Origin of the sequence: Amycolatopsis sp. NPDC059027 (genome assembly GCF_042739735.1) — a bacterium.
Lineage (GTDB): Bacteria > Actinomycetota > Actinomycetes > Mycobacteriales > Pseudonocardiaceae > Amycolatopsis.
Map to the genome: position 1 here is coordinate 1 of NZ_JBHYIK010000108.1, position 22,621 is coordinate 22,621.

General features: G+C 70.9%; 22 protein-coding genes. 8 read left to right on the top strand and 14 right to left on the bottom strand.

The features are described from left to right. Window positions 1–79: 79 nt before the first annotated feature. From ACFWY9_RS41910 to cbiE, 5 genes are all read right to left on the bottom strand, one after another. The gene (locus tag ACFWY9_RS41910) at window positions 80–3,175 is read right to left on the bottom strand and encodes an arabinosyltransferase domain-containing protein (protein WP_378330207.1); all 3,096 of its coding nucleotides are present in this window, start codon (window positions 3,173–3,175) and stop codon (window positions 80–82) included. Window positions 3,176–3,207: 32 nt separating this feature from the next. Then, window positions 3,208–3,858: a 5,6-dimethylbenzimidazole synthase gene (gene bluB / locus ACFWY9_RS41915; RefSeq protein WP_378330208.1), complete on the bottom strand. Its 651-nt coding sequence runs from the start codon at window positions 3,856–3,858 to the stop codon at window positions 3,208–3,210. Continuing rightward, complete coding sequence (locus ACFWY9_RS41920) at window positions 3,851–4,576, bottom strand: cobalt-precorrin-6A reductase (protein WP_378330233.1); 726 nt, start codon at window positions 4,574–4,576, stop codon at window positions 3,851–3,853. Before ACFWY9_RS41920 ends, bluB begins: the two co-directional genes overlap by 8 nt. A 68-nt stretch (window positions 4,577–4,644) precedes the next feature. Continuing rightward, window positions 4,645–5,406, bottom strand: coding sequence for a precorrin-4 C(11)-methyltransferase (cobM, locus tag ACFWY9_RS41925; protein WP_378330209.1), 762 nt, complete (start codon window positions 5,404–5,406; stop codon window positions 4,645–4,647). Next, entirely contained in the window at window positions 5,403–6,572 is a 1,170-nt protein-coding gene (cbiE, locus tag ACFWY9_RS41930) for a precorrin-6y C5,15-methyltransferase (decarboxylating) subunit CbiE (RefSeq protein ID WP_378330210.1), read from the bottom strand. Before cbiE ends, cobM begins: the two co-directional genes overlap by 4 nt. A gap of 76 nt (window positions 6,573–6,648) precedes the next feature. On the opposite strand from cbiE, the gene ACFWY9_RS41935 reads away from it, so the two are divergent. Genes ACFWY9_RS41935 through ACFWY9_RS41955 form a run of 5 tightly spaced genes read left to right on the top strand, consistent with a single transcriptional unit; the run spans window position 6,649 to window position 12,112 of the window. Next, window positions 6,649–8,628 carry a putative cobaltochelatase gene (locus ACFWY9_RS41935; RefSeq protein ID WP_378330211.1) on the top strand — a complete coding sequence of 660 codons (1,980 nt, stop codon included), beginning with the start codon at window positions 6,649–6,651 and terminating at the stop codon, window positions 8,626–8,628. Next, window positions 8,628–9,242, top strand: a complete 615-nt coding sequence (gene cobO, locus ACFWY9_RS41940; protein ID WP_378330212.1) for a cob(I)yrinic acid a,c-diamide adenosyltransferase — start codon at window positions 8,628–8,630, stop codon at window positions 9,240–9,242. Before ACFWY9_RS41935 ends, cobO begins: the two co-directional genes overlap by 1 nt. After that, on the top strand, window positions 9,236–10,588 hold the full coding sequence (locus ACFWY9_RS41945; protein WP_378330213.1) for a cobyrinate a,c-diamide synthase: 1,353 nt from the start codon (window positions 9,236–9,238) through the stop codon (window positions 10,586–10,588). Before cobO ends, ACFWY9_RS41945 begins: the two co-directional genes overlap by 7 nt. Further along, the gene (cobC, locus tag ACFWY9_RS41950) at window positions 10,581–11,600 is read left to right on the top strand and encodes an Rv2231c family pyridoxal phosphate-dependent protein CobC (RefSeq protein WP_378330214.1); all 1,020 of its coding nucleotides are present in this window, start codon (window positions 10,581–10,583) and stop codon (window positions 11,598–11,600) included. Before ACFWY9_RS41945 ends, cobC begins: the two co-directional genes overlap by 8 nt. Window positions 11,601–11,623: 23 nt before the next feature. Further along, a complete protein-coding gene (locus tag ACFWY9_RS41955) occupies window positions 11,624–12,112 on the top strand; it encodes a hypothetical protein (RefSeq protein WP_378330215.1) in 489 nt (162 codons plus the stop codon). Here ACFWY9_RS41955 and ACFWY9_RS41960 read toward each other — a convergent pair. From ACFWY9_RS41960 to ACFWY9_RS41970, 3 genes are all read right to left on the bottom strand, one after another. Then, window positions 12,095–12,823, bottom strand: coding sequence for an adenosylcobinamide-GDP ribazoletransferase (locus ACFWY9_RS41960; RefSeq protein WP_378330234.1), 729 nt, complete (start codon window positions 12,821–12,823; stop codon window positions 12,095–12,097). The genes ACFWY9_RS41955 and ACFWY9_RS41960 overlap by 18 nt on opposite strands. Before the next feature lie 190 nt (window positions 12,824–13,013). Next, window positions 13,014–14,036: a nicotinate-nucleotide--dimethylbenzimidazole phosphoribosyltransferase gene (gene cobT / locus ACFWY9_RS41965; RefSeq protein WP_378330216.1), complete on the bottom strand. Its 1,023-nt coding sequence runs from the start codon at window positions 14,034–14,036 to the stop codon at window positions 13,014–13,016. 11 nt (window positions 14,037–14,047) lie between these two features. Beyond that, complete coding sequence (locus ACFWY9_RS41970; protein ID WP_378341498.1) at window positions 14,048–14,692, bottom strand: bifunctional adenosylcobinamide kinase/adenosylcobinamide-phosphate guanylyltransferase; 645 nt, start codon at window positions 14,690–14,692, stop codon at window positions 14,048–14,050. Between the two features lie 36 nt (window positions 14,693–14,728). Here ACFWY9_RS41970 and ACFWY9_RS41975 point away from each other — a divergent pair, with 36 nt between their 5' ends. Further along, window positions 14,729–15,661 (top strand): cobalamin biosynthesis protein, encoded by a 933-nt coding sequence (locus ACFWY9_RS41975; RefSeq protein WP_378341499.1) that lies wholly within the window; start codon window positions 14,729–14,731, stop codon window positions 15,659–15,661. A gap of 76 nt (window positions 15,662–15,737) precedes the next feature. Continuing rightward, a complete protein-coding gene (locus ACFWY9_RS41980) occupies window positions 15,738–17,219 on the top strand; it encodes a cobyric acid synthase (RefSeq protein ID WP_378330219.1) in 1,482 nt (493 codons plus the stop codon). A gap of 428 nt (window positions 17,220–17,647) precedes the next feature. Here ACFWY9_RS41980 and ACFWY9_RS41985 read toward each other — a convergent pair whose 3' ends face one another. The 6 genes from ACFWY9_RS41985 to ACFWY9_RS42010 all read right to left on the bottom strand — a co-directional run bounded on the left by ACFWY9_RS41985 (window position 17,648) and on the right by ACFWY9_RS42010 (window position 21,173). Further along, the gene (locus ACFWY9_RS41985; protein WP_378341500.1) at window positions 17,648–18,304 is read right to left on the bottom strand and encodes a DUF4190 domain-containing protein; all 657 of its coding nucleotides are present in this window, start codon (window positions 18,302–18,304) and stop codon (window positions 17,648–17,650) included. A 27-nt stretch (window positions 18,305–18,331) separates the two neighbouring features. Further along, window positions 18,332–18,952: a DUF4190 domain-containing protein gene (locus ACFWY9_RS41990; protein WP_378341501.1), complete on the bottom strand. Its 621-nt coding sequence runs from the start codon at window positions 18,950–18,952 to the stop codon at window positions 18,332–18,334. An 88-nt stretch (window positions 18,953–19,040) separates the two neighbouring features. Continuing rightward, window positions 19,041–19,223, bottom strand: a complete 183-nt coding sequence (locus ACFWY9_RS41995) for a DUF397 domain-containing protein (RefSeq protein WP_378341502.1) — start codon at window positions 19,221–19,223, stop codon at window positions 19,041–19,043. A 4-nt stretch (window positions 19,224–19,227) separates the two neighbouring features. Then, entirely contained in the window at window positions 19,228–20,085 is an 858-nt protein-coding gene (locus tag ACFWY9_RS42000; protein WP_378341503.1) for a Scr1 family TA system antitoxin-like transcriptional regulator, read from the bottom strand. Window positions 20,086–20,160: 75 nt separating this feature from the next. Then, entirely contained in the window at window positions 20,161–20,946 is a 786-nt protein-coding gene (locus tag ACFWY9_RS42005; protein WP_378341504.1) for a CbtA family protein, read from the bottom strand. 17 nt (window positions 20,947–20,963) lie between these two features. After that, entirely contained in the window at window positions 20,964–21,173 is a 210-nt protein-coding gene (locus ACFWY9_RS42010; protein WP_378330225.1) for a CbtB-domain containing protein, read from the bottom strand. 211 nt (window positions 21,174–21,384) lie between these two features. On the opposite strand from ACFWY9_RS42010, the gene ACFWY9_RS42015 reads away from it, so the two are divergent. Continuing rightward, entirely contained in the window at window positions 21,385–22,290 is a 906-nt protein-coding gene (locus ACFWY9_RS42015) for an ROK family protein (protein WP_378330226.1), read from the top strand. The last annotated feature ends 331 nt before the right edge of the window (window positions 22,291–22,621 follow it).

Consider the following 22,621-nt stretch of genomic DNA (forward strand, 5'->3'; position numbering starts at 1 on the left):
CCTTACGGGCGTCAGACGCCCGTAAGGTGGCCTTAACGGCACGCCACGGCAACACAGAAGCGCCCCGGAGAAACGAGAACTACCGCGTCGCGTCCTTGCCGTTGGGCTGGCGTGGGCCGGGGCCGGGGGACCACCAGCCGGGCACGGTCTTCTCGCCGTGCAGCACCGTCGGCGCGATGCCCTCGGTGAACGGTTCGATCTGCAGCAGCTGGCCCCACGACTGATACGGCTGCCCGATCAGGTAACTCGGCACCTCGGGTTCCTTGGCGACCTCCTCCAGCCAGCCGGTCGGGCCGCCGTTCGGGCTGGCCGCCCAGTCCGCTTCGTCGGCGAGGCGGCCCGCCGTGATGCGGTAGGCGGGCATGGCGGAGATCCCGTCGTGCGAGGTCACCGGGTTCACGCACGGGTAGACGAACGACGCGGGCCAGTCGACGTAGACCGGTTTGTCGCCGATCTTCTCGGTGAGCGTGGTGAACGTCGGGACGCGCGGGGCCGACGCGGCGATCCAGCCGTCCTCGGTGAGGTCGTCGTCGACCATGTTGATCCGTACCGCGTTCGTCTCGGGCGGCAGGTCGCGCAGGTTGATGCGGGTGTCGTTCCAGCTGCCGGTGCCCGCGCCGGGCGGCAGCACGAACTGGCTGCGCAGGACCTTGACACCCGCGGGGGTGTTGACGCCGTAGTCGAGGCTCACCGACGTCGGCCGCTTCGCCGCGCCCGCCGTGGCGACGACGATCTGCCCGTCGGCGGGTTTCTCGGCCAGTGCGTACCAGTCGCTGCGCAGTCGTCCGGCGCGTGTCTCCTGGTCGAGGTAGCTCGACCACATCGGCACCTGGTCCGGCGTGAATCCGTGCGGCGGCTCGGCGAGCGGGTCCTTGTCGTCGACCGGGCGCGTGTGGAACCCGGTCTGCACGCGGCCGTTGTCCGGTTCGGGTGGCGGCAGCGGCGAGTTCGGCGGCGGGGGCGTGGTCTTGGGCGGCACGGTCCGCTGCTCGGTCTGCGGGTGCAGGATGCTGGTGGCCGCGTCGCGTTCCACCATGACGCGGTCGGAGAGGTTGCAGCTCTTGCCGAACAGGTGCCCGAAGTTGGCCGCGCCGAGGCTGTAGCTGCCCGCCTGGTTGTGCATCGCCCACGCCATCGTGACGAACTCGCCGCCGGCGACCAGGCCACAGACCACCACGAGCGACAGCGAGCCCAGCTTCAGCGCGCGCCCCCGTCTTTCCTGCGGCCCGACCAACGCGCCGGGCCGATGCGCGCGGACGTTCTCGACGAACGCGTACACCCCGGCGATCCCGGCCGCGACCAGCAGGATCGTCGACAGCGGGATCCCGCCGATCGACGGCGCGACGCTGGTCCACTGCACCCCGAGCCGCGAGACGAACCAGTACGTGTTCGGGCCGGTCGCGGCGAGTGCGCCGACGACGAGCAGCCCGGCGAGGAAAGCAGCGCGGTTGCGTTTCGACCGGAGCACGGTCGAACTGGTCGCGAGCGCGGTCAGCGCCGCCATCGACGCGCCGACCGCGGCGAACGCGCCGAAGTGGTGGGTCCACTTGGTCGGGGTCAGCGCCAGCAACAGGAAGAACAACGCCGTCGTGCCGATCAGCCGCCGCGCGGGGCCGAGCGACGCGCCGGGGATCCGGCCGCGCCGCAGCAGCACGACCAGGCAGGTCACCGTGCACAGCAGCACCAGCAGCACGGGGAAGCGGCGCGGCGCCGAGCCGTCCGGCAGGCTCTCGAACAGCAGCTGGTAGCGCGCGAACTCCTGGAACCACGACAGGTTCGGGCCGACCTGGGCGCGCAGCCGGGTCGCCTCCTGCACGGTGGCGAACGTCTGGTCCGCGAACATCACGACGAGCACCAGGAACCCGGCCGCGGCGACCGGCGCGAGCACCGTCGTCCAGCCGTTCTCCGCGCGCTGGCGCAGCAGTTTGAACAGCGGCCGGGCGGCGACGAGGAACGGCGCGACGGCGATCAGCCCGGTCGGCGTCGCGGCCAGGGTGAACGCCGCAGCGGTCAGCCCGAGGCACAGCGGCAGCAGACGGCGCGTGACGAGCGCGCGTTCGACCGCGCAGATCGCCAGCAGCGAACCGAGCGCCGCGACCGGCTCCGGCCGGACGCCGTTGTTGTAGGGCATCCACCAGACCAGGAACACCGCCGCCGCGGCCCAGCCCGCCGCGCGGCTCGTGCGGACCTGGGTGCCCAGCCGGGGCATGACCTCGCGGCTGATCAGCAGCCAGGACAGGCAGCCGAGCAGGAACGACGGCAGCCGGATCCACGGCGGCACCGTGGACACGTGCGTCATCAGCTCGTAGACGTGGTAGAACCAGCCGAACGGCGCCTCCGCGACGCCGAACCAGCGGTGGTAGTTGGTGAGGAAACCGGTCTGCTCGGTGACCCTGGCCATCGTGAGGATGTAGCCGTCGTCCGAGGTCACCGGCCCGATGAAGACCCACGCGCCGAGCGCGGCGAACACCGTCGCGTCGCGGGCGGTCAGCCGCCACCAGCCGACCGGCGCCCAGCGCGGCGCCCGTCTCGCGAAGCCGGAGTCGAGCCGCCAGATCGCGATCATGCAGCCGATCATGGAGATCACCGCGAGGATGCCGACGATGATCTTCAGCGTGGTCGGCGAGGTCTGGTAGCGCGTGTCCGGGACGACCGAAACGTGCAGCCCGGCGATCGGGTCGCGGCCGGAGTTGATCGAGGAGTAGATGCCGACCACCCGCGGCCGGACGTCTCCGGTCGTGTGGAACACCGGAGTGCCGGCGACGGAGATGGTCATCTGCGTCGCGTCGGAATGCACCGCCACGTCGCAGCCCTGCGAGGGCAGTGGCTGCTGGACGATCTGCTGGCCGTGGCTGGACGCGAGCAGCACGCCGTTGTCGACGCGCACCTGCATGCCGACGCCCTTGCCCGCGCGCGGGTCGGTGCGCCCGTCCGGCACGGTGGCGAACAGCAGTGCGGGGCCGTTGGTGCGCGCGTCCAGCGAGTGGATCGTGGCGCACGGCAGCGCGACGCGCATGTCCTCGGCCCAGTACCCGGTCAAGGGCGCGTTGACGGAGCGGGTGTCGTTGCCTGTCGGCCAGACGACCTCCGCGGTGTCCTGCACCACCGGCAGGAAGGGGAAAGCCAGCGCGCACAAGGCGGAGAGCAACCCCAGCGTCACAGCGATCAACCGCATCGGCGCAACGCTAATGGGTCTGATCGGCCGTGTTACGCCGACCCCGGGTCACGCGGGGTGAAACGTTCGTGGTGTAAAGCCGCGGTCAAGGGCCTGCGGCTACGCCAGCCGTGGCGTTCGAGATCCGGGACCTCGGCGAGCGCGGTCACCGGCCCGACACACAGCCAGGCGACCGGGCGGATGCCGCCGGGGATCTCGAGCAGATCGGCCAGGAACGGTTCGCGGTAGAAGCTGACCCAGCCGACGCCGAGGCCTTCCGCGGTCGCGGCGAGCCACAGGTTCTGGATCGCGAGGCACACCGAGTACAGCCCGGCGTCGGCGATGGCGTGCCTGCCCAGCACGTCCGGCGCTCCGCGCGCCGGGTCGTAGGTGACGACGATGCCGAGCGTGGCGTCGAGAATGCCTTCGATCTTGATCTTCTGGAACGCCCCGGCGCGGTCCTTGTCGAGCGACGCGGCGAAGATCTCGCGCTCGTCGTGGACGTGCTTCGCGAAGGCCTCGCGGGTGGTGACGTCGCGGACCAGCACGAAGTCCCACGGCTGGCTGAGCCCGACACTGGGCGCGGCGTGCGCGGCGGACAGGATGCGGTGCAGGACGTCGTCGTCGATCGGGGCGCCGGTGAACTCGCCGCGGACGTCCCGGCGGCGGTAGAGCGTCTCGTAGAACGCGTCCAACTCAGTCATGGTTCAGCACCCACTCGACGGCTTCGCGGACGGTGCCGACGGTCTCGGCCTCCGGGCGCGGCGGCCTGCGGACCACGACCACGGGCAGCCCGAGCTCCCGCGCCGCGCGGAGTTTGGCATCGGTGTGCGTGCCGCCGCTGTCCTTTGTGACCAGGACGTCGATGTGGTGCTCGCGCAGCAGCGACCGTTCGGAGTCCACTGTGTACGGTCCGCGATCGAGGAGGATCTCGTGCTCGCGCGGCAGCGGCGGCTCGGGCGGGTCGACGCAGCGGATGAGGAACCACAGGCCGTCCAGCCCGGCGAACGCCGCGAGCCCCTGCCGTCCGCTGGTCAGGAACACCCGGCGGCCGAGCGCGGGGAGCCGCGCGGCGGCGTCGGCGAGGTCGTCCGCCCAGTGCCAGACGTCGCCGGGCTGCCGCTGCCAGCCGGGACGTGCGAGCCGCAGCAACGGGACGCCGGTGCGTCGCGTGGCCTCGGCGGCGTTCGCGCCGATGCGCTCGGCGAAGGGGTGCGTCGCGTCCACGACAGCGCTGACGTCGTTGTCCCGTAGCCACTGCACGAGCCCCTCGACACCGCCGAAGCCGCCGACGCGCACTTCGCCCTCGGGCAGCCGGGGCCGTGCCACCCGCCCCGCCAGCGACGACACCACCCGCACCTCACGCTCCACCAGCTCGGCGGCCAGCTCCCGCGCCTCCGCCGTCCCGCCCAGGATCAGCAGCGGTCTCTGAAGGCCACCTTCAGGGAACTCAAGTCCCTCAAGGTGGCCTTCAGAGACATTCGGGTCACTCACAGGGAGTCCGGTTGGGAGCGGCGGTCCCGGGTGGCCGAGTAGAGGAAGCTGTCCGGGAAGCCCTCAGCGGCGAGCACCCGGCCGACGAAGATCGTCGCCGCGCGCGTCATCCCGGCCGCCCGCGCCTGCGACGCGATGTCGGACAACGTCCCCCGCACGACGGTCTCGCCGGGCTGGGTGGCAAGCGCGACGACGGCCGCCGGGCAGTCCGCCCCGTAGTGCGGGATCAGCTCGGCACACACCCGCTCGATGTGGTTGATCGCCAGGTGCAGCGCCAGTGTCGCCCCGCTGACCGCGAAGTTCGCCAGCGTTTCCCCCGACGGCATCGACGTCGACCGCGCCTGCGCCCGTGTGATGATCAGGCTCTGGCCCACCTCGGGCACCGTCAGCTCCCGCCCGAGTACCGCCGCCGACGCCGCGAAGGCGGGTACGCCCGGCACCATCGCGTACGGCACGCCGGCGTCGTCGAGACGTCGCATCTGCTCCGCGACAGCGCTGTACAGCGACGGATCGCCCGAGCACAGCCGCGCGACGTCGTGACCGCCCTCGTGCGCCGAGACCATTCGCGCGACGATCTCGTCCAGCGACAGGTTCGCCGTGTCGATGACCACTGCCTCCGGAGGGCAGTACTCCAGCAGGTCGGGCGGCGTCATGCTGCCCGGGTACAGGCAGACGTCGCAGCGGGCCAGCAGATCACGGCCGCGTACGGTGATCAGGTCCGCGGCGCCCGGTCCGGCGCCGATGAAGTGCACGGTCACTTGATCTTGCACCACTGGGTCACGGTCCGCGACGGCTTCCAGCCGTCGTAGTGGCCGAGCGGTTCGATGCGCTGCACCGAGATCCGGGTCAGTTCGCCGCCGTACCGCCGGTGCGCGTCGGCGAGCACCCACTCGCCCTGCAGCGTCACCGCGTGCGCGACGATCCGCGACGCGTTTTCGACGCAGCCGGTGATCAGATCGGGAGTCGTCAGGGCACCGCCGATGAAGATCGCGTCCGGCGTGGGCAGGGGCACCAGCGCTTCCGGGATCAGCCCGCAGACCACTCGCAGTCCGGGGACGCCGAGCTTGTAGGCATTGCGCTCGATGCGGTCGGCCCGCGAGCTGACCCCCTCGATCGCGATCGCGCGGTTCAGCGGGTGCATGCGCGACCATTCGATCGCGATGCTGCCCGCGCCCGCGCCGACGTCCCACAGCAGTTCGCCGGGCGACGGCGCGAGCCGGGCCAGCGCGGAAACGCGCAGGTCGCGTTTGGTGATCTGACCATCGTGTTCGTACGCGTCGTCCGGCAGGCCGATCAGCGGCAGGATCTTCCCCGGGGTGCCGACGCAGTCGATCGCGAACACCGTCAGCGGCCCGGGGTCGTGCTCCCAGCCGTCGGAGATCCGCTCGTCGGGGCCACCGAGATTTTCCAACGCCCGTAACGTGCTCTTGGCGAACTTCCGCGACTTCAGCAGTTTCCGCAGCGCGGTGGCCTTCGCGCCGAGAACGAGCACCTTCCGCCCCGGGGCCAGCGCCAGCCCGACACGCTCGATGTCGCGGCCCACCACCGAAACCACCTCGGTCTGCTCGGCGGACCAGCCGAGCCGTGCGCGGGCCAGCGTCACCGACGACAGCGTCGGCAGGACCTGGATGTCGTAACCGCGCTCGATCAGCGTCGTGCCGATACCGGACAGCAGCGGGTCACCACTGGCGAGCACGCAGATCCGGCGGTCGAAGTACTCGGCGAGGAAGCCGTCGAGCTTGGACAGCAGGCGGGCGGGCCACTCGACGGCGTCGGCTTCCACCTCGGGCGGCAGGTAGGCGAGCTGCCGCGCACCGCCGATGACGACGTCGGCCGAGAGCACAATGGTCCTGGCCTCCTCGGACAGGCCGCTCCAGCCGTCGGCGCCGATACCGACCACGGGGAAGGGTGATTTTTCGCGCACGCTGAGGCAGGCTAGTCGACCCCGCTCCTGTGCGATGATCGGCCGGAAGCCGAGTCGCCAGCCGCGAGGAGCGCCGTTGAAGCCGTACCCGTTCACCGCCGTCGTCGGGATGCCGGACCTGCGTCTGGCGCTGGTGCTCTCCTCGATCTCGCCCGCCGTCGGCGGAGTGCTGGTGCGCGGGGAAAAGGGCACCGCGAAGTCGACCATGGTGCGTGCGCTCGCCGGACTGCTGCCGAGCGTCGACGTCGTCGACGGCTGCCGCTTCTCGTGCGACCCGGTTTCACCCGATCCGGCGTGTCCGGACGGCCCGCACGACGGCGCCGCGGCACATCGCAGGCCCGCGCGGCTGGTCGAGCTGCCGGTCGGCGCGGCCGAGGACAGGGTGATCGGCTCGCTGAACCTGGAGCGCGCGCTTTCCGAGGGAATCACCGACTACCAGCCGGGTCTGCTCGCCGCGGCGCATCGCGGGCTGCTCTACGTCGACGAGGTCAACCTCCTGCACGATCACCTCGTCGACGCGCTGCTCGACGCCGCCGCGATGGGCCGCGCGACGGTCGAACGCGAGGGCGTCTCGGTGTCGCACGCGGCGCGGTTCGTGTTGATCGGCACGATGAACCCGGAGGAGGGCGAGCTGCGCCCGCAGCTGCTCGACCGGTTCGGGCTCACCGTCGAGGTCGCCTCCAGTCGTGACCCGGAACAGCGCGTCCAGGTCGTCCGGCGGCGGCTGGCCTACGAGGCGGATCCGGATGCCTTCGCCGCGGAGTACGCCGATGAGGACGCGCGGCTGGCGGCGGACATCGAAGCGGCGCAACGGCTTCTGCCCTCGGTGAAGCTCACGGACGAGGCGCTGCGGCAGATCGCCGAGGTGTGCGCGTCGTTCGAGGTCGACGGGATGCGGGCGGACATCGTCACCGCGCGGACCGCCGTCGCGCACGCGGCGTGGGCGGGCCGCGACGAAGTGTCCACAGAGGACATCCGGGTGGCGGCGCGGCTCGCCCTGCCGCACCGGCGCCGCCGGAATCCCTTCGACGCGCCGGGAATCTCCGAGGAGCAGCTCGAACAGGCGTTGCAGGACGCGCAACCCGACGAACCAGGACCACCGGAGGGGCCCGACGATGACGGGCCGGGTTCCGGATCGACGCCACCGTCCACTGAGGACGCGACGGGCGGACCCAGCGGTGACGCCCAGCAGGGTGACACCGGCGGCCGGCCCGGCGGGGAGCGGCAGCACGGCATGGCCGAGCGCGCCGGAAAGGCTTTCCGCGCAAGGACTTTCGAGGTCAAGGGTACCGGCGAGGGGGAGCGCGGACGGCGTTCGCGGGCCATCACCGACAACGGCCGGACGATCGGCGTGCAGCCGTCGAGCGTGCGCGAGGGGCGTCCGCATCTGGTCGCGACCGTCCGCGCGGCCGCTCCGCACCAGCGGGCACGGGGCCGCGACGGTGGCGGACTGCGCGTGCGGAAACAGGATCTGCGGTTCGCCCGGCGTGAAGGCAGGGAAGGCAATCTCGTGCTGTTCTGCGTCGACGCGTCCGGCTCGATGGGCGCCCGCGCCCGCATGCGCGAGGTCAAGACCGCGGTGCTTTCCCTGCTGCTGGACGCTTATCAGCGCCGGGACAAGGTCGGCATGGTGACCTTTCGTGGCGGTGGTGCGGAACTCGCGTTGCCGCCCACCATCAGCGTCGACGCCGCGGCGTCCCGTTTGGACGAACTTCCCACCGGTGGCCGTACCCCACTGGCCGAAGGACTCCTTGAAGCCGCACGAGTCCTGCGTGTCGAAGCGATCCGTGATCCCCGCCGGCGTCCGCTGCTGATCGTGGTCACCGACGGGCGTGCCACCAGCGGCGCCGACGCCGTCGCGCGTTCGCACGCGGCCGCCGGGCTGCTCGCCGACGTCACCGCGGTCGTGATGGACTGCGAAAACGGCAAGATGCGGCTGGGACTCGCCGCGGAACTCGCCGACCACCTCGGCGCCGACCACGTTCCGCTCACCGAGGTCGCCGCCGACGCGCTCGCCGGCGCGGTGCGCGCCCGCACGTCCGGGAGGGCTGCCTGATGCCGCAAGGAAAACCCGCCGTCGTCCCGCAGGACGGCCTCACCACCCGCCAGCGCCGCAACCGGCCGCTGCTCGCCGTGCACACCGGCGAGATGAAGGGGAAGTCGACCGCGGCGTTCGGAATGGCGCTGCGCGCGTGGAACCAGGGCTGGTCGATCGGCGTGTTCCAGTTCGTGAAGTCGGCGAAATGGCGAGTCGGGGAGGAAGCCGCGTTCCGCGCGCTCGGGAAACTGCACGAGGACACCGGCCAGGGCGGACCGGTGGAATGGCACAAGATGGGCGAGGGCTGGAGCTGGACGCGCAAGTCCGGCACCGAAGAGGACCACGCCGAAAACGCGAGGGAAGGCTGGGCGGAGATCAAACGTCGCCTCGCCGCGGAAACCCACGACTTCTACGTGCTCGACGAATTCAGCTATCTGCTCAAATGGGGCTGGCTCGCGGTGGACGACGTGGTGTCCACATTGGAGTCCCGGCCCGGTCATCAGCATGTCGTGATCACCGGCCGTTACGCGCCGCCGGAACTGATCGAGGCCGCCGATCTGGTCGCCGAGATGACCAAGGTGAAACACCCGATGGACGCGGGGCAAAAGGGCCAGCGGGGCATCGAATGGTAGCGAGAGTGGTCATCGCCGCGCCCGGTTCGGGGCACGGCAAGACCACGATCGCGGCCGGGCTGATGGCGGCCCTGCGCGCGGCGGGGCATCGGGTGTCCGGGCACAAGGTCGGCCCGGACTTCATCGACCCGGGCTACCACGCGCTCGCCACCGGCCGCCCCGCCAGGAACCTCGACCCGTTCCTGCAGGGCGAGGAGCAGCTGGTTCCCTTGCTGCGTCACGGTTCCTCGGGCGCGGATATCGCCGTCATCGAGGGCGTCATGGGCCTGTTCGACGGCGCGCTCGGTACCGAGGGCTACGCGTCGACGGCGCATGTCGCGCGCCTGATCGACGCTCCGGTGATCCTCGTCGTCGACGCCTCGGCGGCGAGCCGCAGCGTGGCCGCGACCGTGCTGGGCTTCGCGAACTACGACACCCGCGTCCGGCTCGCCGGGGTCATCCTCAACAAGCTGGGCTCGCAGCGGCACGAGGACGAAATCGCCACCGCGCTGGAGGCGACCGGTGTGCCGCTGCTGGGTGCCTTGCGCCGCAACGATTCCATCCACGCCCCGAGCCGTCACCTCGGCCTCGTCCCCGCCGCGGAACGGGCCTCGGAGTCGCGGCGCGTGCTGCCGGAACTCGCCTCGTGGGTCGCCGGCGGTGTCGACCTCGACGCCGTGGTGCGGGTCGCGCACCGGGCGCCCGCGCTGACGGGGGAGTCGTGGAGTCCGGGGCCGGAGCACGACGGCCCGCGTGCCACGATCGCCGTGGCGGCGGGCCCCGCCTTCACCTTCCGCTACACCGAAACCGCCGAACTCCTGGCCGCTCGCGGAATCGACGTCGTCGATGTGGACCCCTTGCAGGACAAGGCTTTGCCGCCGGGGTGCGCGGGGCTCTACTTCGGCGGCGGGTTCCCGGAGGTGCACGCCGCCGAGCTTTCGTCCAATGTGGAGCTTCGCGCGGAGGTCGCCGCCGCGATCGGCGAGGGGATGCCGGTGAGCGCGGAATGCGCGGGCCTGCTGTACCTGTGCCGTTCGCTGGACGACATGCCCATGGTGGGCGCCGTCGATGCCACGGCGGTCATGACGAAACGTGGGAAGCTCGGCTACCGCAAGGCTGTCGCGGTCGCCGACAACGTGCTCGCCGTGGCCGGTCAGCGCGTCACCGGCCACGAGTTCCACCGCACCGAAATCGCCCCAGCGCACGGTGACACCGCCGCGTGGGGCTGGGACCGCGTGCTCGACGGCTTTGCCTCGCCCAACCTGCACGCCTCGTATCTGCACGTCCACTGGGCCGGATATCCGGCGCTGGCGGACCGTTTCGCCTCGCACGTCCACAGGCATGCCCTGGTCGCGGCTCATGACTGAGTACGACCTCCATCATCACGGCGATCGCGAGGTCGGCGACGGCCTCGTCGACCTCGCGGTGAACGTCCGGCTCCCGGCGCCGCCACCGTGGCTGCGTGCCGAACTCGCCGCCGCGCTGGACGATCTGGCCGCCTATCCCGATGCCGCGCCCGCCACGGAAGCCGTCGCGCGACGTCATGGGCGCGACCCGGAGGACGTGCTGGTGACCGCTGGGGCCGCGGAGGCGTTCACACTGCTCGCGTCGGCCTTTAAACCACGTCACGCCGCGGTGGTGCATCCGCAGTTCACCGAACCTGAGGCCGCGTTGCGGGCTGCCGGGCACGACGTCGAACGCGTCGTACTGTCCGCAGTGGACGGTTATCGACTGGACCCCGGTGCGGTTTCCCCAGACGCTGATCTCGTCTTCGTCGGCAACCCCACGAACCCGACATCGGTGCTGCATCCGGCGTCCACGCTGCGTTCGCTGGCGCGCCCCGGGCGGGTGCTCGTGGTGGACGAGGCGTTCCTCGACGCGATCCCCGGCGAGGAGGAAAGCGTTGCCGGAGAGCGGATTCCGGGCGTGGTGGTGCTGCGCAGCCTGACCAAGACGTGGGGGCTGGCCGGGCTACGAGCGGGCTACGTCCTCGGTGAGCCGTCGCTGATCTCGCGGCTGCGCGCGGTCCAGCCGCCGTGGTCAGTGTCCACTTTGGCCGCTGTGGCCACGGTCGCCTGCTGCCGCCCCGCCGCGCTGGAGGAGGCGGAAAAGCTGGCCGTGGCGGCGGAAGCCGACCGGGAATACCTCGTGTCCCGGTTGGCCGAGGCCGGGATCGACGTGCTCGGCGACCCGCGCGGCCCGTTCGTCCTCATCCGTGTCCCCGGCGGGGCGGACGTCCGGCTGCGGCTGCGCGAGATGGGTTACGCCGTCCGCCGCGGCGACACCTTTCCCGGGCTGGGGCCGGACCACCTGCGGCTCGCGGTCCGGGATCGCGCCACGACCGATGCCTTCCTCGAAATTCTCCGTCGCGTTCGGTGAGCCCTGCCCGATAGCTTCTGGTCATGAACAACCCTTACGGCACCCATCCCGCGGCGCTGGTCTACTTGCTCGACGCCATCGGCCCGCAGGAACGTGGTTTGGTGCACCAGCTTTCCTGGGAGGAGGATGACGCGCTCGCGGCGGTCAGCCTGCGACGGTTCCCCACCGACCGTGCGACGACCGGAGCGATCGACTGGTCGGGTGCCGTCGTGCTGGAACAGTCTCTCGAAGCGGACTACGCCGATGCCGTGCGAGTACTGGGTGAACTCGTGCTGCGGTATTCGACCTCGGACGTGGTCGTGTTCTGGGGCAACCTGATCATCCCGACGGTGCGGCTGCCCGCCCGGCTCGCCGCGGCGAACGCGGGGGAGCTGATCGACACCGGTGACGACGTGTGGATCTACCTGCCGGAGAGGAACGTCCTCGTCGAATACTGGCACTCGGGCCGGATCACCGCGGGTGTGATCCCGGACGCCGCGGCGTCCGCCGAGCGGTCACGCCGTCGTGAGTAGTGCCGCCGCCACCGCGACCTCGACGCAGCCGCCGAGAACGTCGCCCGTGACGCCGCCGATGCGCTGGACGCAGCGCGCCAGCAGCAGCGCAGCCACGACGTAGCCGAGCGCGACGGCGAGGGGACCGCGCCACCACGGCAGGCCGGGCGCGACTGCCGAAACACCCGCGGCGAGCACGAAGACCAGCACCGCCGCGACGATCGGGACCGACCCGGCGACGGTCGCGCCGAGCCCCTCCGGCCGCGCGGACGGGACACCTCGGGCGCAGCAGAGCGAAAGCACACACCGTCCACTGAGGACGGCCAGAACCACCGCGGTGACACCGTGCCCGTGCGAGATCGCGCCGGTCAGCGCACCTGCCTGCACGAGCAGGACGAACACCAGCGTCGCCACGCCGGTGGGTCCCGAGTCGCCGCGGCGCATGACGTCCAAGGCCTTCGACCGGTCGTAGGAGGCGCCGAGACCGTCGGCGGTGTCGGCGAGCCCGTCGAGGTGGAGGCCGCGGTTGCCCAGCGCGACCGCGCCCAGCGCCAGCGCGGCCACGGCGATCGCGGGCAGGCCCAGCGCGTCACCCGCCGCGACGACCAGCCCCGCGATCACGGCCAGCGGCACCGCCGCGAGCGGTGCGAGCACCATCGCGGCCCCGGCCACCCGGCCGTCGATCACGCGCGGCGCCGGGACCGGCACGGTCGTCAACGTCCCGACCGCCATCCGCGCCGCGTCCCCCCACCGGCTCACGCAGCGCCCCCGGGAAGTCCTGCACCCCGGAGAGGCCCGTGGGTGCTGAAGGGCGCTTTCAGTGCGTTAGACGCACTGAAGGGCCCTTTCAGCGCACTCAACGCACCGAAGGGCCCTTTCAGCACACCTGCCACCGCAGCAGACGCCACCGCGAGCGAGCGTGTCACGTGAGGTCCGCGAGCAGGCCCATGTCGGCGAGGATCGCCTGCGCGGCCCGCAGCGTCGGGACGGCCTGCACCGCGCCACTGCCTTCGCCGAGCCGCAAACCGAGGTCGAGGATCGGCTCCAGGCCCAGCGCCTTCAACGCAAACGCTTGCGACGGCTCGGTCGAGCGGTGCCCGGCCAGCCACCACTGTTCCGCTCCCGGCGCGATGTCTCGCGCGACCAGCGCCGCGGCGCCCGAGAACACGCCGTCGAGCAGCACCGGCACCGAACGCACCGCGGCCTGCACCAGAAAACCGGCGGTGGCCGCCGCGCACGCGCTTCCCAGCACCGTCAGCCGCGAGAACGGATCCTCGACGCGTCCCGCGGCACGCGCGAGAGCCGCCGACACCGCCTTGACCTTCCGCGCGAGACCGTCGGAATCCACCCCCGTCCCGGTTCCGACGACCTCCGCGGCGGGCAGACCCAGCGACGCGGCCACCAGCGCCGCGCACACGGCCGTGTTCCCGATCCCCATGTCGCCCGGGATCAGCAGTTCGGCCCCGGTCGAGATCTCCTCGTCCGCGAGCGAAAGCCCCGCCTCGAACGCACGCATGGCCTCGCCGGGCAGGAGCGCGTCCTCGACGTCGATGGAGCCCGAACCCCGCCGGATCTTGTGCGCCAGCACGGAATCCGGAATATCCGAAGCGTCCCAATCGACCGCGATGTCCGCGACCCGCACTCGGGCGCCGACCTGCGAAGCGAGCACGTTCACCCCGCTGCGCCCGGCCAGGAACACCCGCACCATCGCGCCGGTGACCTCGCGCGGATACGCCGAAAGCGCGGACACGCCGTGGTCGCCGGCGAACACCACGACGCGGACGTCCGAGATCGGCCGGGGTGGCACGCAGCCGTGCGCGGCGCTCAGCCAGGCCGCGATCTCCTCCAGCCGCCCCAGTGAGCCGACCGGTTTGACCAGCCCGTCGAGCCGCTCCCGGGCGGCGGCGTGGGCGGCGGCGTCCGGGACGGGGATGTCGAAACGCATGGCGGAACTCCCTACGGCAGATCGAGTACGCGGCCGGCGACGACCAGGAGCACCCGGTCGGACTCGGCGGACACACGGCTGTTGAGCGCGCCCAGCACATCACGGAACAGCCGCCCGGACACCGTCGCGGGCACCACACCACTGCCGACCTCGTTGCTGACCGCGACCACCGGGACCCGCGCCTGCGCCCACGCGACCAGGAAATCCTCGAGTCGTTCGTCCAGCCGGAGCTCCCAGCCGGACTTCTGCGTCCACGCGCCGACCTCGTCGAGCACCCGGCTCAGCCACGTGCCGAGGCAGTCGATGAGTACCGGCCCGGTCGCGCTCCGCAGCACGCCGGGCAGGTCGGTCGTCTCGACGGTCTTCCAGTGCGACGGCCTTCTCGCCTTGTGCGCGGCCACGCGCGCGGCCCACTCGGGGTCTTCGGCGCTCGGCGGCAGGCCGGGCGCGACGTAGACGAGGTGCGGATGGTGGGCGACGAGCCGTTCGGCGTGCCTGGACTTCCCCGAGCGCACACCGCCGAGGACCAGCACCTTGCCGTCGTCACGTCCGTACCGGCGTAGTGCTCGCGCCAGGGTCTCGAGGTACCCGGCGAGCCGGTGCGTCAGCCCCGCCGACGTATTCCCTGGCGCGGAGGCGGCATCAGACACAGTCATACTCCGCATTGTCGTGCACGCGCTACGGTTCGCCACGTGCCACTCCGACAAGCAGCCACGACGGCCGGATTGATCACCGGATTCGCCGCCGACGCACTTCTGGGCGACCCCCGTCGAGGGCATCCGGTCGCCCTGTTCGGGACGGCCGCGGCGGCGCTGGAACGACGTCTCTGGGCGGACTCGAAGCCGCGCGGAGCCGCGTACGCCGGGATCTGCGTCGGCGTCGCTACGGGACTCGGCGTCGCTGCTCAGGCCGTGACGCGACGACGTCCCTTCGCGCGCTTCGCGCTGACAGCCGCCGCGACGTGGATCGTCCTCGGTGGACGTGGCCTCGCGACCGAAGGCGCCGAGATGGCCAGACTGCTCGAAAGCGACGACGTCCCCGCGGCGAGGGAAAGGCTTTCGCACCTCTGCGCGCGCGACGCCACCGAGCTGGACTCCGCCGAGCTCGCCCGCGCCGCGACCGAGTCGATCGCCGAGAACACCTCCGACGCCGTGGTCGCGCCGCTGTTCTGGGGCGCGGTCGGCGGGATTCCCGGCCTGTTCGGCTACCGCGCGCTCAACACGCTCGACGCGATGGTCGGCTACCGCTCGCCCCGCTACGAACGTTTCGGCTGGGCTTCGGCTCGCGCCGACGACGTCGCGAATCTCGTGCCGTCGCGGATCGGTGCGGCGCTGACGACGTTGTCAGCGCCGCTCGTTGGCGGCCAGGTCCGTCGGACGTGGCGGGTCTGGCGGCGCTACGGCGCGCTCCACCCCAGCCCCAACGCGGGGCAGGTCGAGGCCGCCTTCGCCGGGGCGCTCGACGTCCAGCTCGGCGGGACCAACAGCTACGGCGGCCGAACCGAGCGTCGTGGCACGCTCGGTGAGGGACGGGCGCCGGAGACCGCCGACCTCCGGCGTGCGGTGCGACTGTCCAAAGTGGTCGGTGCGGCGGCGCTGGCGGTTGCCGTGGTGGTCGCCCGATGAGCGACGCTTGCGAGCGAATCATGGATATCATGCGCCAAAAGGGATTGAACACTGTCTCGCGGAGCGAGGCGATCGCATGAGCGGGCTGCTGATCGCGGGGACGACGTCGGACGCGGGAAAGAGCCTGGTCACCGCCGGGATCTGCCGCTGGCTGGCGCGTCAGGGGATGCGGGTCGCGCCGTTCAAGGCGCAGAACATGTCCAACAACTCGATGGTCTGCGCGGACGGCGCCGAGATCGGCCGCGCGCAGTGGCTCCAGGCCCGCGCGGCGCGCGCCGAGCCCGAGGCCGCGATGAACCCGGTGCTGCTCAAGCCGGGGAGTGACCGGCGCAGTCACGTCGTCGCGCTGGGGAAGCCGTTCGGGACGCTCGAAGCGGGGGAGTACGCCACCGGACGCGCCGGTCTCGCGACCATCGCGTTCGACGCGTACGCCGAGTTGAGCAGCCGCTTCGACGTCGTGGTCTGCGAAGGTGCCGGCAGCCCGGCCGAGATCAACCTTCGCGCCGGGGACTACGTCAACATGGGCCTGGCGCGGCGGTTTTCGCTGCCGGTGCTGGTGGTCGGCGACATCGATCGCGGCGGCGTGCTCGCCGCGATGTTCGGGACGCTCGCGCTGCTTTCGGCCGAGGACCAGGCGCTGGTCGCGGGCTGGATCGTCAACAAGTTCCGCGGCGATGTCGGCCTGCTCCGGCCGGGGCTGGACAGCATCGAGAAGGTCACCGGGCGCCCCGTGCTGGGCGTGCTGCCGTGGCTCGACCGCGTGTGGATCGACTCCGAGGACGCGCTGGCGGTGGCGGGCTGGCGCCACTCGTCGACAGGCGGCGGGCTGAACGTCGCCGTGGTGCGCTTCCCGCGTGCCTCCAACGCGACCGACGTCGACGCGCTCGCCGCCGAACCCGGCGTCACGGTGTCGTTGACCGCCGATCCCGACGTCGTCGCGGCGGCGGACCTGGTCGTGCTGCCCGGCTCACGGGCCACAGTGGACGATCTGCGCTGGCTGCGCTCGCGCGGTCTGGACACGGCGGTGGCCGCGCGGGCCGCGGCGGGTCGTCCGGTGCTCGGCGTCTGCGGTGGCTACCAGATGCTCGCCGAGTCCATTGTGGATGATGTGGAGTCGTTGGCTGGTCAGGTGGACGGCTTGGGACTGCTGCCGACGCGGGTGTCGTTCTCCGGCGAAAAGGTGCTCGGGCGGCCCAGTGGTTCGTGGCGGGGTCACGACGTTTCGGCGTACGAAATCCACCACGGCAGCGCGGTTTTGTCCGGGTCTGCTGAGTCCTTTTTGGACGGCTACCGGGTCGGCTCGGTGTGGGGCACGACGTGGCACGGCGCGTTCGAGAACGACGGCTTCCGCCGTGCCTGGCTCACGGAAGTCGCGCTCGCCGCGGGTCGATCGTGGACGCCATCCCCGGACGCCCCCGGCTTCGCGGAGCTGCGGGAGGACATGCTGGACCGCCTCGCCGACGCCGTCGACACCCACCTCGACACGTCCCTCCTCCTACGCCTCCTGACCACCGGCGCCCCTGCCACCCTCCCCTTCATCCCACCCGGCGCCCCTTAACCCTCCCCGGCTCAAATGCGGCGCAGGTAGCCCGGCCGCTCTCGCCCGGCGTCCGTGAAGGACTCCTTACTGGCGCTGAGCGCTGTGAAGGAGGCCTTCACAGCGTGGGGTGTGGGGCCTGGGGCAGCGCCGAGGGACGCCCTGGGTGCGTTGGGTGTGACGGGGGCGTCCCTCGGTGCGGTGAGCGCACCGAAGGCGTCCCTCGGCACATCCCGCCCGGCCACCGTCGAGCGCCGGTCGCGCGGGGCGTCCGGCCGCCATCTTGCCTGGCCGCGCGGCATGTCCGGTCGCCATCCCGTTCGGCCGCGTGGCGCGTCTGCCGCAGCGGCTGCGTGGGCGCCCGCTGCGGCACCGTCGGGAGCGCAGAGGTCCGGGGGGGCCTCCTTGAGGGACCCAGAGTCCCTCGGGGAGGCCCCCACGGCGCGTTGTCAGGGGCGGACGGGGTGGTAGAGCTGGCCGGTGGCGCTCTGGAACACGCAGACGGCGGTGCGGACCTGGCCGCGCCAGCCCGCTTCCGACGGGTAGTAGACGTTCAGCTTCAGACCTTCCGGAGCGCCGTTGGTGAAGAACGCCTTCGCCTGCGCATGACATTCCGCGAGGCCGGTGCTCTTGAGCTGCGCCTCGCCGGGGTAGGCGTCGGCACCGGGCAGCAGCGCCCTGCCGAAGACCTGGCTGTCGTGCGGGACCGTGCACTGCGTCTTCGCCACGGTCGTGCTGTTCACTTCGGTGGCGTTGAAGCATTGCCCGTCGTTGAGCGAAAAAACGCTCAGCTCGTTGTCCGCGAGTTGCCGGGAATTCGTGGCCGTGACGGTCACCGCGATCAGGATCACCGCGAGCCACACGCCGCTCAGCGTCAGTCCGGCGATCGCCAGCTTCCGCCCCGCCTGGCCGGTCCGCCGGGTCTGCCGCAGCGCGACGAACCCGAAGATCGCGCTCAGCAGGATCCCGCCGACGATGCCCAGCACCAGCGACGCCACAGCGAGCCCGTTGGTGCCCGGCGGGACGGGCTGGGGCGGCGGTGGCGGTGCGTCCTCGTAGCTCGGCCCGGACGGCGGTACGGCTCTCGGTACGGGTGAATCGGACATACAACTCCTTGTGTGGTCCGGGAGAAGTCAGCGGACGAGTTCGCGGACGGGCTGTGACAACCGTCCCGACGAGCCGAAGGCCAGGCACATCGCGGTGCGGACGCCGTGATCCCACGCCCGTTCGCTCGGTATCTGCGGGATCGTGTACACGCCAGGCGCGATCCTCTTGTCGAAGAAGTGGACTGCCTGCCTGTCGCAGTCGAGAGCCGCCTGTGAACTGACCCGGCTGTCGCCGGGGTAGATGTCAGCGGGGAACACGACCGTGCCGATGACTTCGGCGTCGTGCGGCGCGGTACAAGGCACCTTTGTCGCGTTGGTGCCGGCCGGGACGGCCTCCACGAAGCAATCGCCCTTCTGGAGAGCGAAAAGCTCGTACGATCCGGGAGGATCGTCCAGCTCGTCGAGCATCCAGAAGACGACACCGGCCAGCCACAACACGCTGAGCACGATGCCCGTGACGGCGAAGCCACGTCCGGCTTGCCGGGTCCGGCGGACCTGCACGAGCGCGACGATCCCGAAGATCACGCCGAGAAGCCCGGGAATACCGGTGAACCCGAAGATCGCCAAGCACAGCGAGGCGGTGGCGTAGCCGTTTCGCCCGGGGACCACCGGGGCCGATGGCGACGCGGGCAGGGCTTCCTGAGACATGTTTCCCCCTGCGGAATCCCCCGACCCGCAGGAGATCTTAGAGCCGTGCCCGCAGGAGGCGTGGTAACGATTCGACCACGCCGCGGTGCTACCGCGCGAGCGCCGTGAGGAAGGACGCCCAGGCGTGATGGCTGACGGTCAGTTGTCCGGTGGGGGCCTTGGAGTCGCGGACCGCGGTGAGCTGGGGTGCGAAGGCGACCTCGACACAGTCGCTCTTGTCCCCCTTTCCGCTGTAGCTGCTCTTGAACCAGGTCAGCTCGCGGGCCGCCATCGCGTTACTCCCTCATGCGCTCGTACTCGTCCGCCAGCCGGATGAGCCAGTCTCGCGATTGTCCCTCATTCAGGGCACACTGTTCCAGCTGCGTAACTAGGCAGTAGTAGGCCTCCACCGCGGGACGATCCTCGATGAAGAGGTTCGCCGCGTCGACTTCGGCGTAAGCCATCGCAGGGCGTGGTTCGGGGAACTCCATGACTCGGAACGGGGAGCGGCGAGCGCGGCCAGCCGGAGTCGCCTCAGGGACTACCCGGATGGAGCAGTGCGACAGACTGGTGGAGAGCATGAGGTATTGGAGCTGCTCATGCATGATCTGCGCATTTCCCACGATCGTCCGCAGCGCGCGTTCGTGAATGAAGAAAGCGCAACAGGGTGAGTCCGGCTCCCGCAGCAGTCTCTGCCGGTCGAGACGAGAATTCACGATGAGGTCGATCTTTTCCGCTGTGAGGTGCGGTTGGTCTTCCTGCATGGCGCGGGCATAGTCCTCGGTCTGGTGGAGACCGGGTACGTAATCCGGGTCGTAGCAGAACATCGCGCTCGCGAGGTTCTCCTGGATGATCAACGACTTGACCGGATCGGTCAGCTTGTCGAAGTAGGGGCGGACCCAGTACAGGTCATTCGGCGGTTGGAGCATCTCCGCGACGCGCCGGGCCTCGGGCAAGGGGGCCGAGCACGCGCCGAAGTAGATGCCGACCTGCCACGGTGCGATGGAGTACAGCCCTCGTTCCCACTTGGAAAGCAAACCCGGGTTCTCGCCGAAGATGTGCGACATCTCGCGCAGGCCCATGCCCCGCGCTTCACGGAGTGCCCTGAGTTCGGCACCGGCTTCCGCTCGCCGCATCATGGCTGGCTTTTTCATGACCGGTGACGCTACGGAAGCCGCGCGTGCCCGTCAGGCAGGGCACGCGCGGATTCACCGTAAGGGATGGGGGTGTTACCGCTCTGAAAGCACGGCGGGGGTTTTCCGTGCCAACGCCTTTTCGGCGAGGAATCCGAAAACCAGGCCCAGGGAAATCCACAAGGTCAGCTGTGTTCCCACCGATGCGGTACGGAAACTCCACAACGTCGAACCCGGGAACGTCGCCGGGACCTCGTCGATCACCGGCATCAGCCACGCGGCCACCGCCATCACGACGACGTACCCGGCACACGCGAGCAGCCCGCCCCGCCACGCGCCCAGCGCGTCGGCGAGTTTGCGGCCGAAGGCGGCGGCGAGAATTCCGGCCAGCAGGGAGATCGCGACGAAACCGAAGTACAGCTCGGTGCGCTGCCCGATCGTGCCCGCCTGGCCGACCGCGGGCGGGTTCGCCGGGTATTTCAGGAACGGCACCAGGAAAACCACCGCGAAGGCGCCACCGGTGAGCAACGCCGTCGTGACACGAGGCCGGAGCGTGCCGAGCCTGCCGTAGACGAACGCGAAGGCGAGCGAGAACAGCCCGCCGATCGCGACGCCGTACACCGCGACGCCCGCGAGGAGCCCGAGAGTGCTCTGGACGTCGCGAGGGACGACCTCCTCCTCGTGCTCAGCGGGAGCGGGCGCGGGTGCGGGCTCGGCGCCCGCACCGTGGTCGTGCGTGTGGGAGTGCGCGGCGCCGCCCGACTCCTCGATGCCGATGGCGGCGTTGACCGACGGTTCACCGAAGAGATAGGCGAAAACGAACGCGAGCACACCGGCGATCAGGCCCGCGAGCATCCCGCGGACCAGCAAGGTCCTCATCATGAGTGGTGTGGCCCCGCTCAGTGGCAGGGGAAGGCCAGCAGGTGCCGGCCGTCGTGCACGAACTCGTGGACGTAGGTGTTCGCGAACACCGAGAGCGCGCCCTGCTCGGTGCTGACGAAGTACAGCGCGATCAGCGCGAGGAGGGTGACGAACACCGCCCACGGCACGATTTCGCGGATCGGGATCCGCAGCGGGATGGGGGCGGCTGTGATCGCCGGGTTCGTCACGGTGACCTCCTAGGGCTTGCGCGGCCTCGTCGGGGACAACTGCTCGACGGCTCCGGGTCTGGCTTCCCCCTCGGGGGTCACAGTGGCGCGACCGCGCGGATTCTCACCGCGTTCCGGATTCCGTCGTCTGGCCGTCTGAGAGTAGGTCCGTGTGAAGGGGGCGTCAATGTGACGATGCTGGATGTGACGGCCTCGATGCCACAATGCGGTCATGGACACGGTGGCCGCACTCGACGTCGGCGGTACGACGATCAAGGCCGCGCTGCTCGACGCGCAGCTCGGCATCCTCGAAGAACGGCAGGTCCCGACGGCACGCGGCGCGGACGGGACGGCGCTGGCCGCGCAGGTCACCTCGCTGGTCCGGGAGATGGGCGGCGGGACGTCGGTGCGCGCGGTGGGCGTCGTGGTGCCGGGGATCGTCGACGAAGAGGCGCGGGTAGCGCGGTTTTCGGCGAATCTCGACTGGCGGGACGTCCCGTTCGGCTCGCTGCTGGAATCGCGGCTCGGGTTGCCGGTGGCCTTCGGGCACGACGTCAGCGCGGGCGGTCTCGCCGAGTTCCGGGTCGGGGCTGGGCAGGGGTGCGCGGACGCGGCGTTCGTCGCTGTCGGGACCGGGATCGCCGCGGCGTTGCTGCTCGACGGCCGGATCTACCGTGCGCACGGGCTCGCGGGGGAGATCGGGCACATCGACGTCGGCCATTCGCTGCGGTGTGGTTGCGGGGCGGTCGGCTGTCTGGAGGCGAGCGCTTCGGCGTCGGCGGTCGCGCGTCTTTACTCCGAACGGGCGGGTCGGGTGGTCGACGGCGCGTTGCCGGTGATCGATCTCGCGCGGGACGGCGATCCGGTGGCGAGTGCTGTGGTGTCCGAGGCGGTGGACGGGCTCGCGCGTGGCCTCCGCACCTTGCTCACGCTGCTCGGTCCCGAGGTGATCGTGCTCGGCGGTGGCCTGTTCGCGGCGGGGGAGTACGTCGTCGCGCCGCTGCGGGAACGGCTGGCGGCGTCGTTGACTTTCCAGCGGATGCCCGAGCTGCGCGTCGCGAAACTCGGCCCCGAGGCGGGTCGCCTTGGCGCGGGCCTGCTCGCCCTCGACCTGCTGGCCCGTCGTACCGGTCCGTGAATGCCACATTGAGGGACTCTGATTCCCTCAATGTGGCATTCACGGACTTCACTGCGGGAGAATCAGGCCTGTACGCGCGGGAAAGCCTGTGACAGCACGAAGATCGGGCCCCTTCCCCAGTGAATCGCCATCCGGTTGGACGGCACGCCGCCGGCTCGAGCCCCCTCGTCACCGACGGCGTCCCCTACAACCAGGTTGCTCCCCGTGACCCCCTCCCCGCCACTCATTTCCCGCTTTCACTCGAAAAGAGCAAGGGAAGGCGTGCGCAAGTGGCGATCTCGCGTGCGTGAACGGAGATCTCGCGTGTTTGGCCGGGGATGCCGTCCAAGCA

What these genes read in the sequence shown, in the direction of transcription:
- ACFWY9_RS41960 (WP_378330234.1), bottom strand. Translation starts at nt 12,823, where the DNA reads ATGGCGGTCGGGACGTTGACGACCGTGCCGGTCCCGGCGCCGCGCGTG.
- ACFWY9_RS42005 (WP_378341504.1), bottom strand. Translation starts at nt 20,946, where the DNA reads ATGATGAGGACCTTGCTGGTCCGCGGGATGCTCGCGGGCCTGATCGCC.
- ACFWY9_RS41955 (WP_378330215.1), top strand. Translation starts at nt 11,624, where the DNA reads ATGAACAACCCTTACGGCACCCATCCCGCGGCGCTGGTCTACTTGCTC.
- bluB (WP_378330208.1), bottom strand. Translation starts at nt 3,858, where the DNA reads ATGACTGAGTTGGACGCGTTCTACGAGACGCTCTACCGCCGCCGGGAC.
- cobT (WP_378330216.1), bottom strand. Translation starts at nt 14,036, where the DNA reads ATGCGTTTCGACATCCCCGTCCCGGACGCCGCCGCCCACGCCGCCGCC.
- ACFWY9_RS41945 (WP_378330213.1), top strand. Translation starts at nt 9,236, where the DNA reads ATGGTAGCGAGAGTGGTCATCGCCGCGCCCGGTTCGGGGCACGGCAAG.
- ACFWY9_RS41985 (WP_378341500.1), bottom strand. Translation starts at nt 18,304, where the DNA reads ATGTCCGATTCACCCGTACCGAGAGCCGTACCGCCGTCCGGGCCGAGC.
- ACFWY9_RS41990 (WP_378341501.1), bottom strand. Translation starts at nt 18,952, where the DNA reads ATGTCTCAGGAAGCCCTGCCCGCGTCGCCATCGGCCCCGGTGGTCCCC.
- cobC (WP_378330214.1), top strand. Translation starts at nt 10,581, where the DNA reads ATGACTGAGTACGACCTCCATCATCACGGCGATCGCGAGGTCGGCGAC.
- ACFWY9_RS41910 (WP_378330207.1), bottom strand. Translation starts at nt 3,175, where the DNA reads ATGCGGTTGATCGCTGTGACGCTGGGGTTGCTCTCCGCCTTGTGCGCG.
- ACFWY9_RS41970 (WP_378341498.1), bottom strand. Translation starts at nt 14,692, where the DNA reads ATGACTGTGTCTGATGCCGCCTCCGCGCCAGGGAATACGTCGGCGGGG.
- ACFWY9_RS41980 (WP_378330219.1), top strand. Translation starts at nt 15,738, where the DNA reads ATGAGCGGGCTGCTGATCGCGGGGACGACGTCGGACGCGGGAAAGAGC.
- cobO (WP_378330212.1), top strand. Translation starts at nt 8,628, where the DNA reads ATGCCGCAAGGAAAACCCGCCGTCGTCCCGCAGGACGGCCTCACCACC.
- ACFWY9_RS42000 (WP_378341503.1), bottom strand. Translation starts at nt 20,085, where the DNA reads ATGAAAAAGCCAGCCATGATGCGGCGAGCGGAAGCCGGTGCCGAACTC.
- ACFWY9_RS42015 (WP_378330226.1), top strand. Translation starts at nt 21,385, where the DNA reads ATGGACACGGTGGCCGCACTCGACGTCGGCGGTACGACGATCAAGGCC.
- ACFWY9_RS41995 (WP_378341502.1), bottom strand. Translation starts at nt 19,223, where the DNA reads ATGGCGGCCCGCGAGCTGACCTGGTTCAAGAGCAGCTACAGCGGAAAG.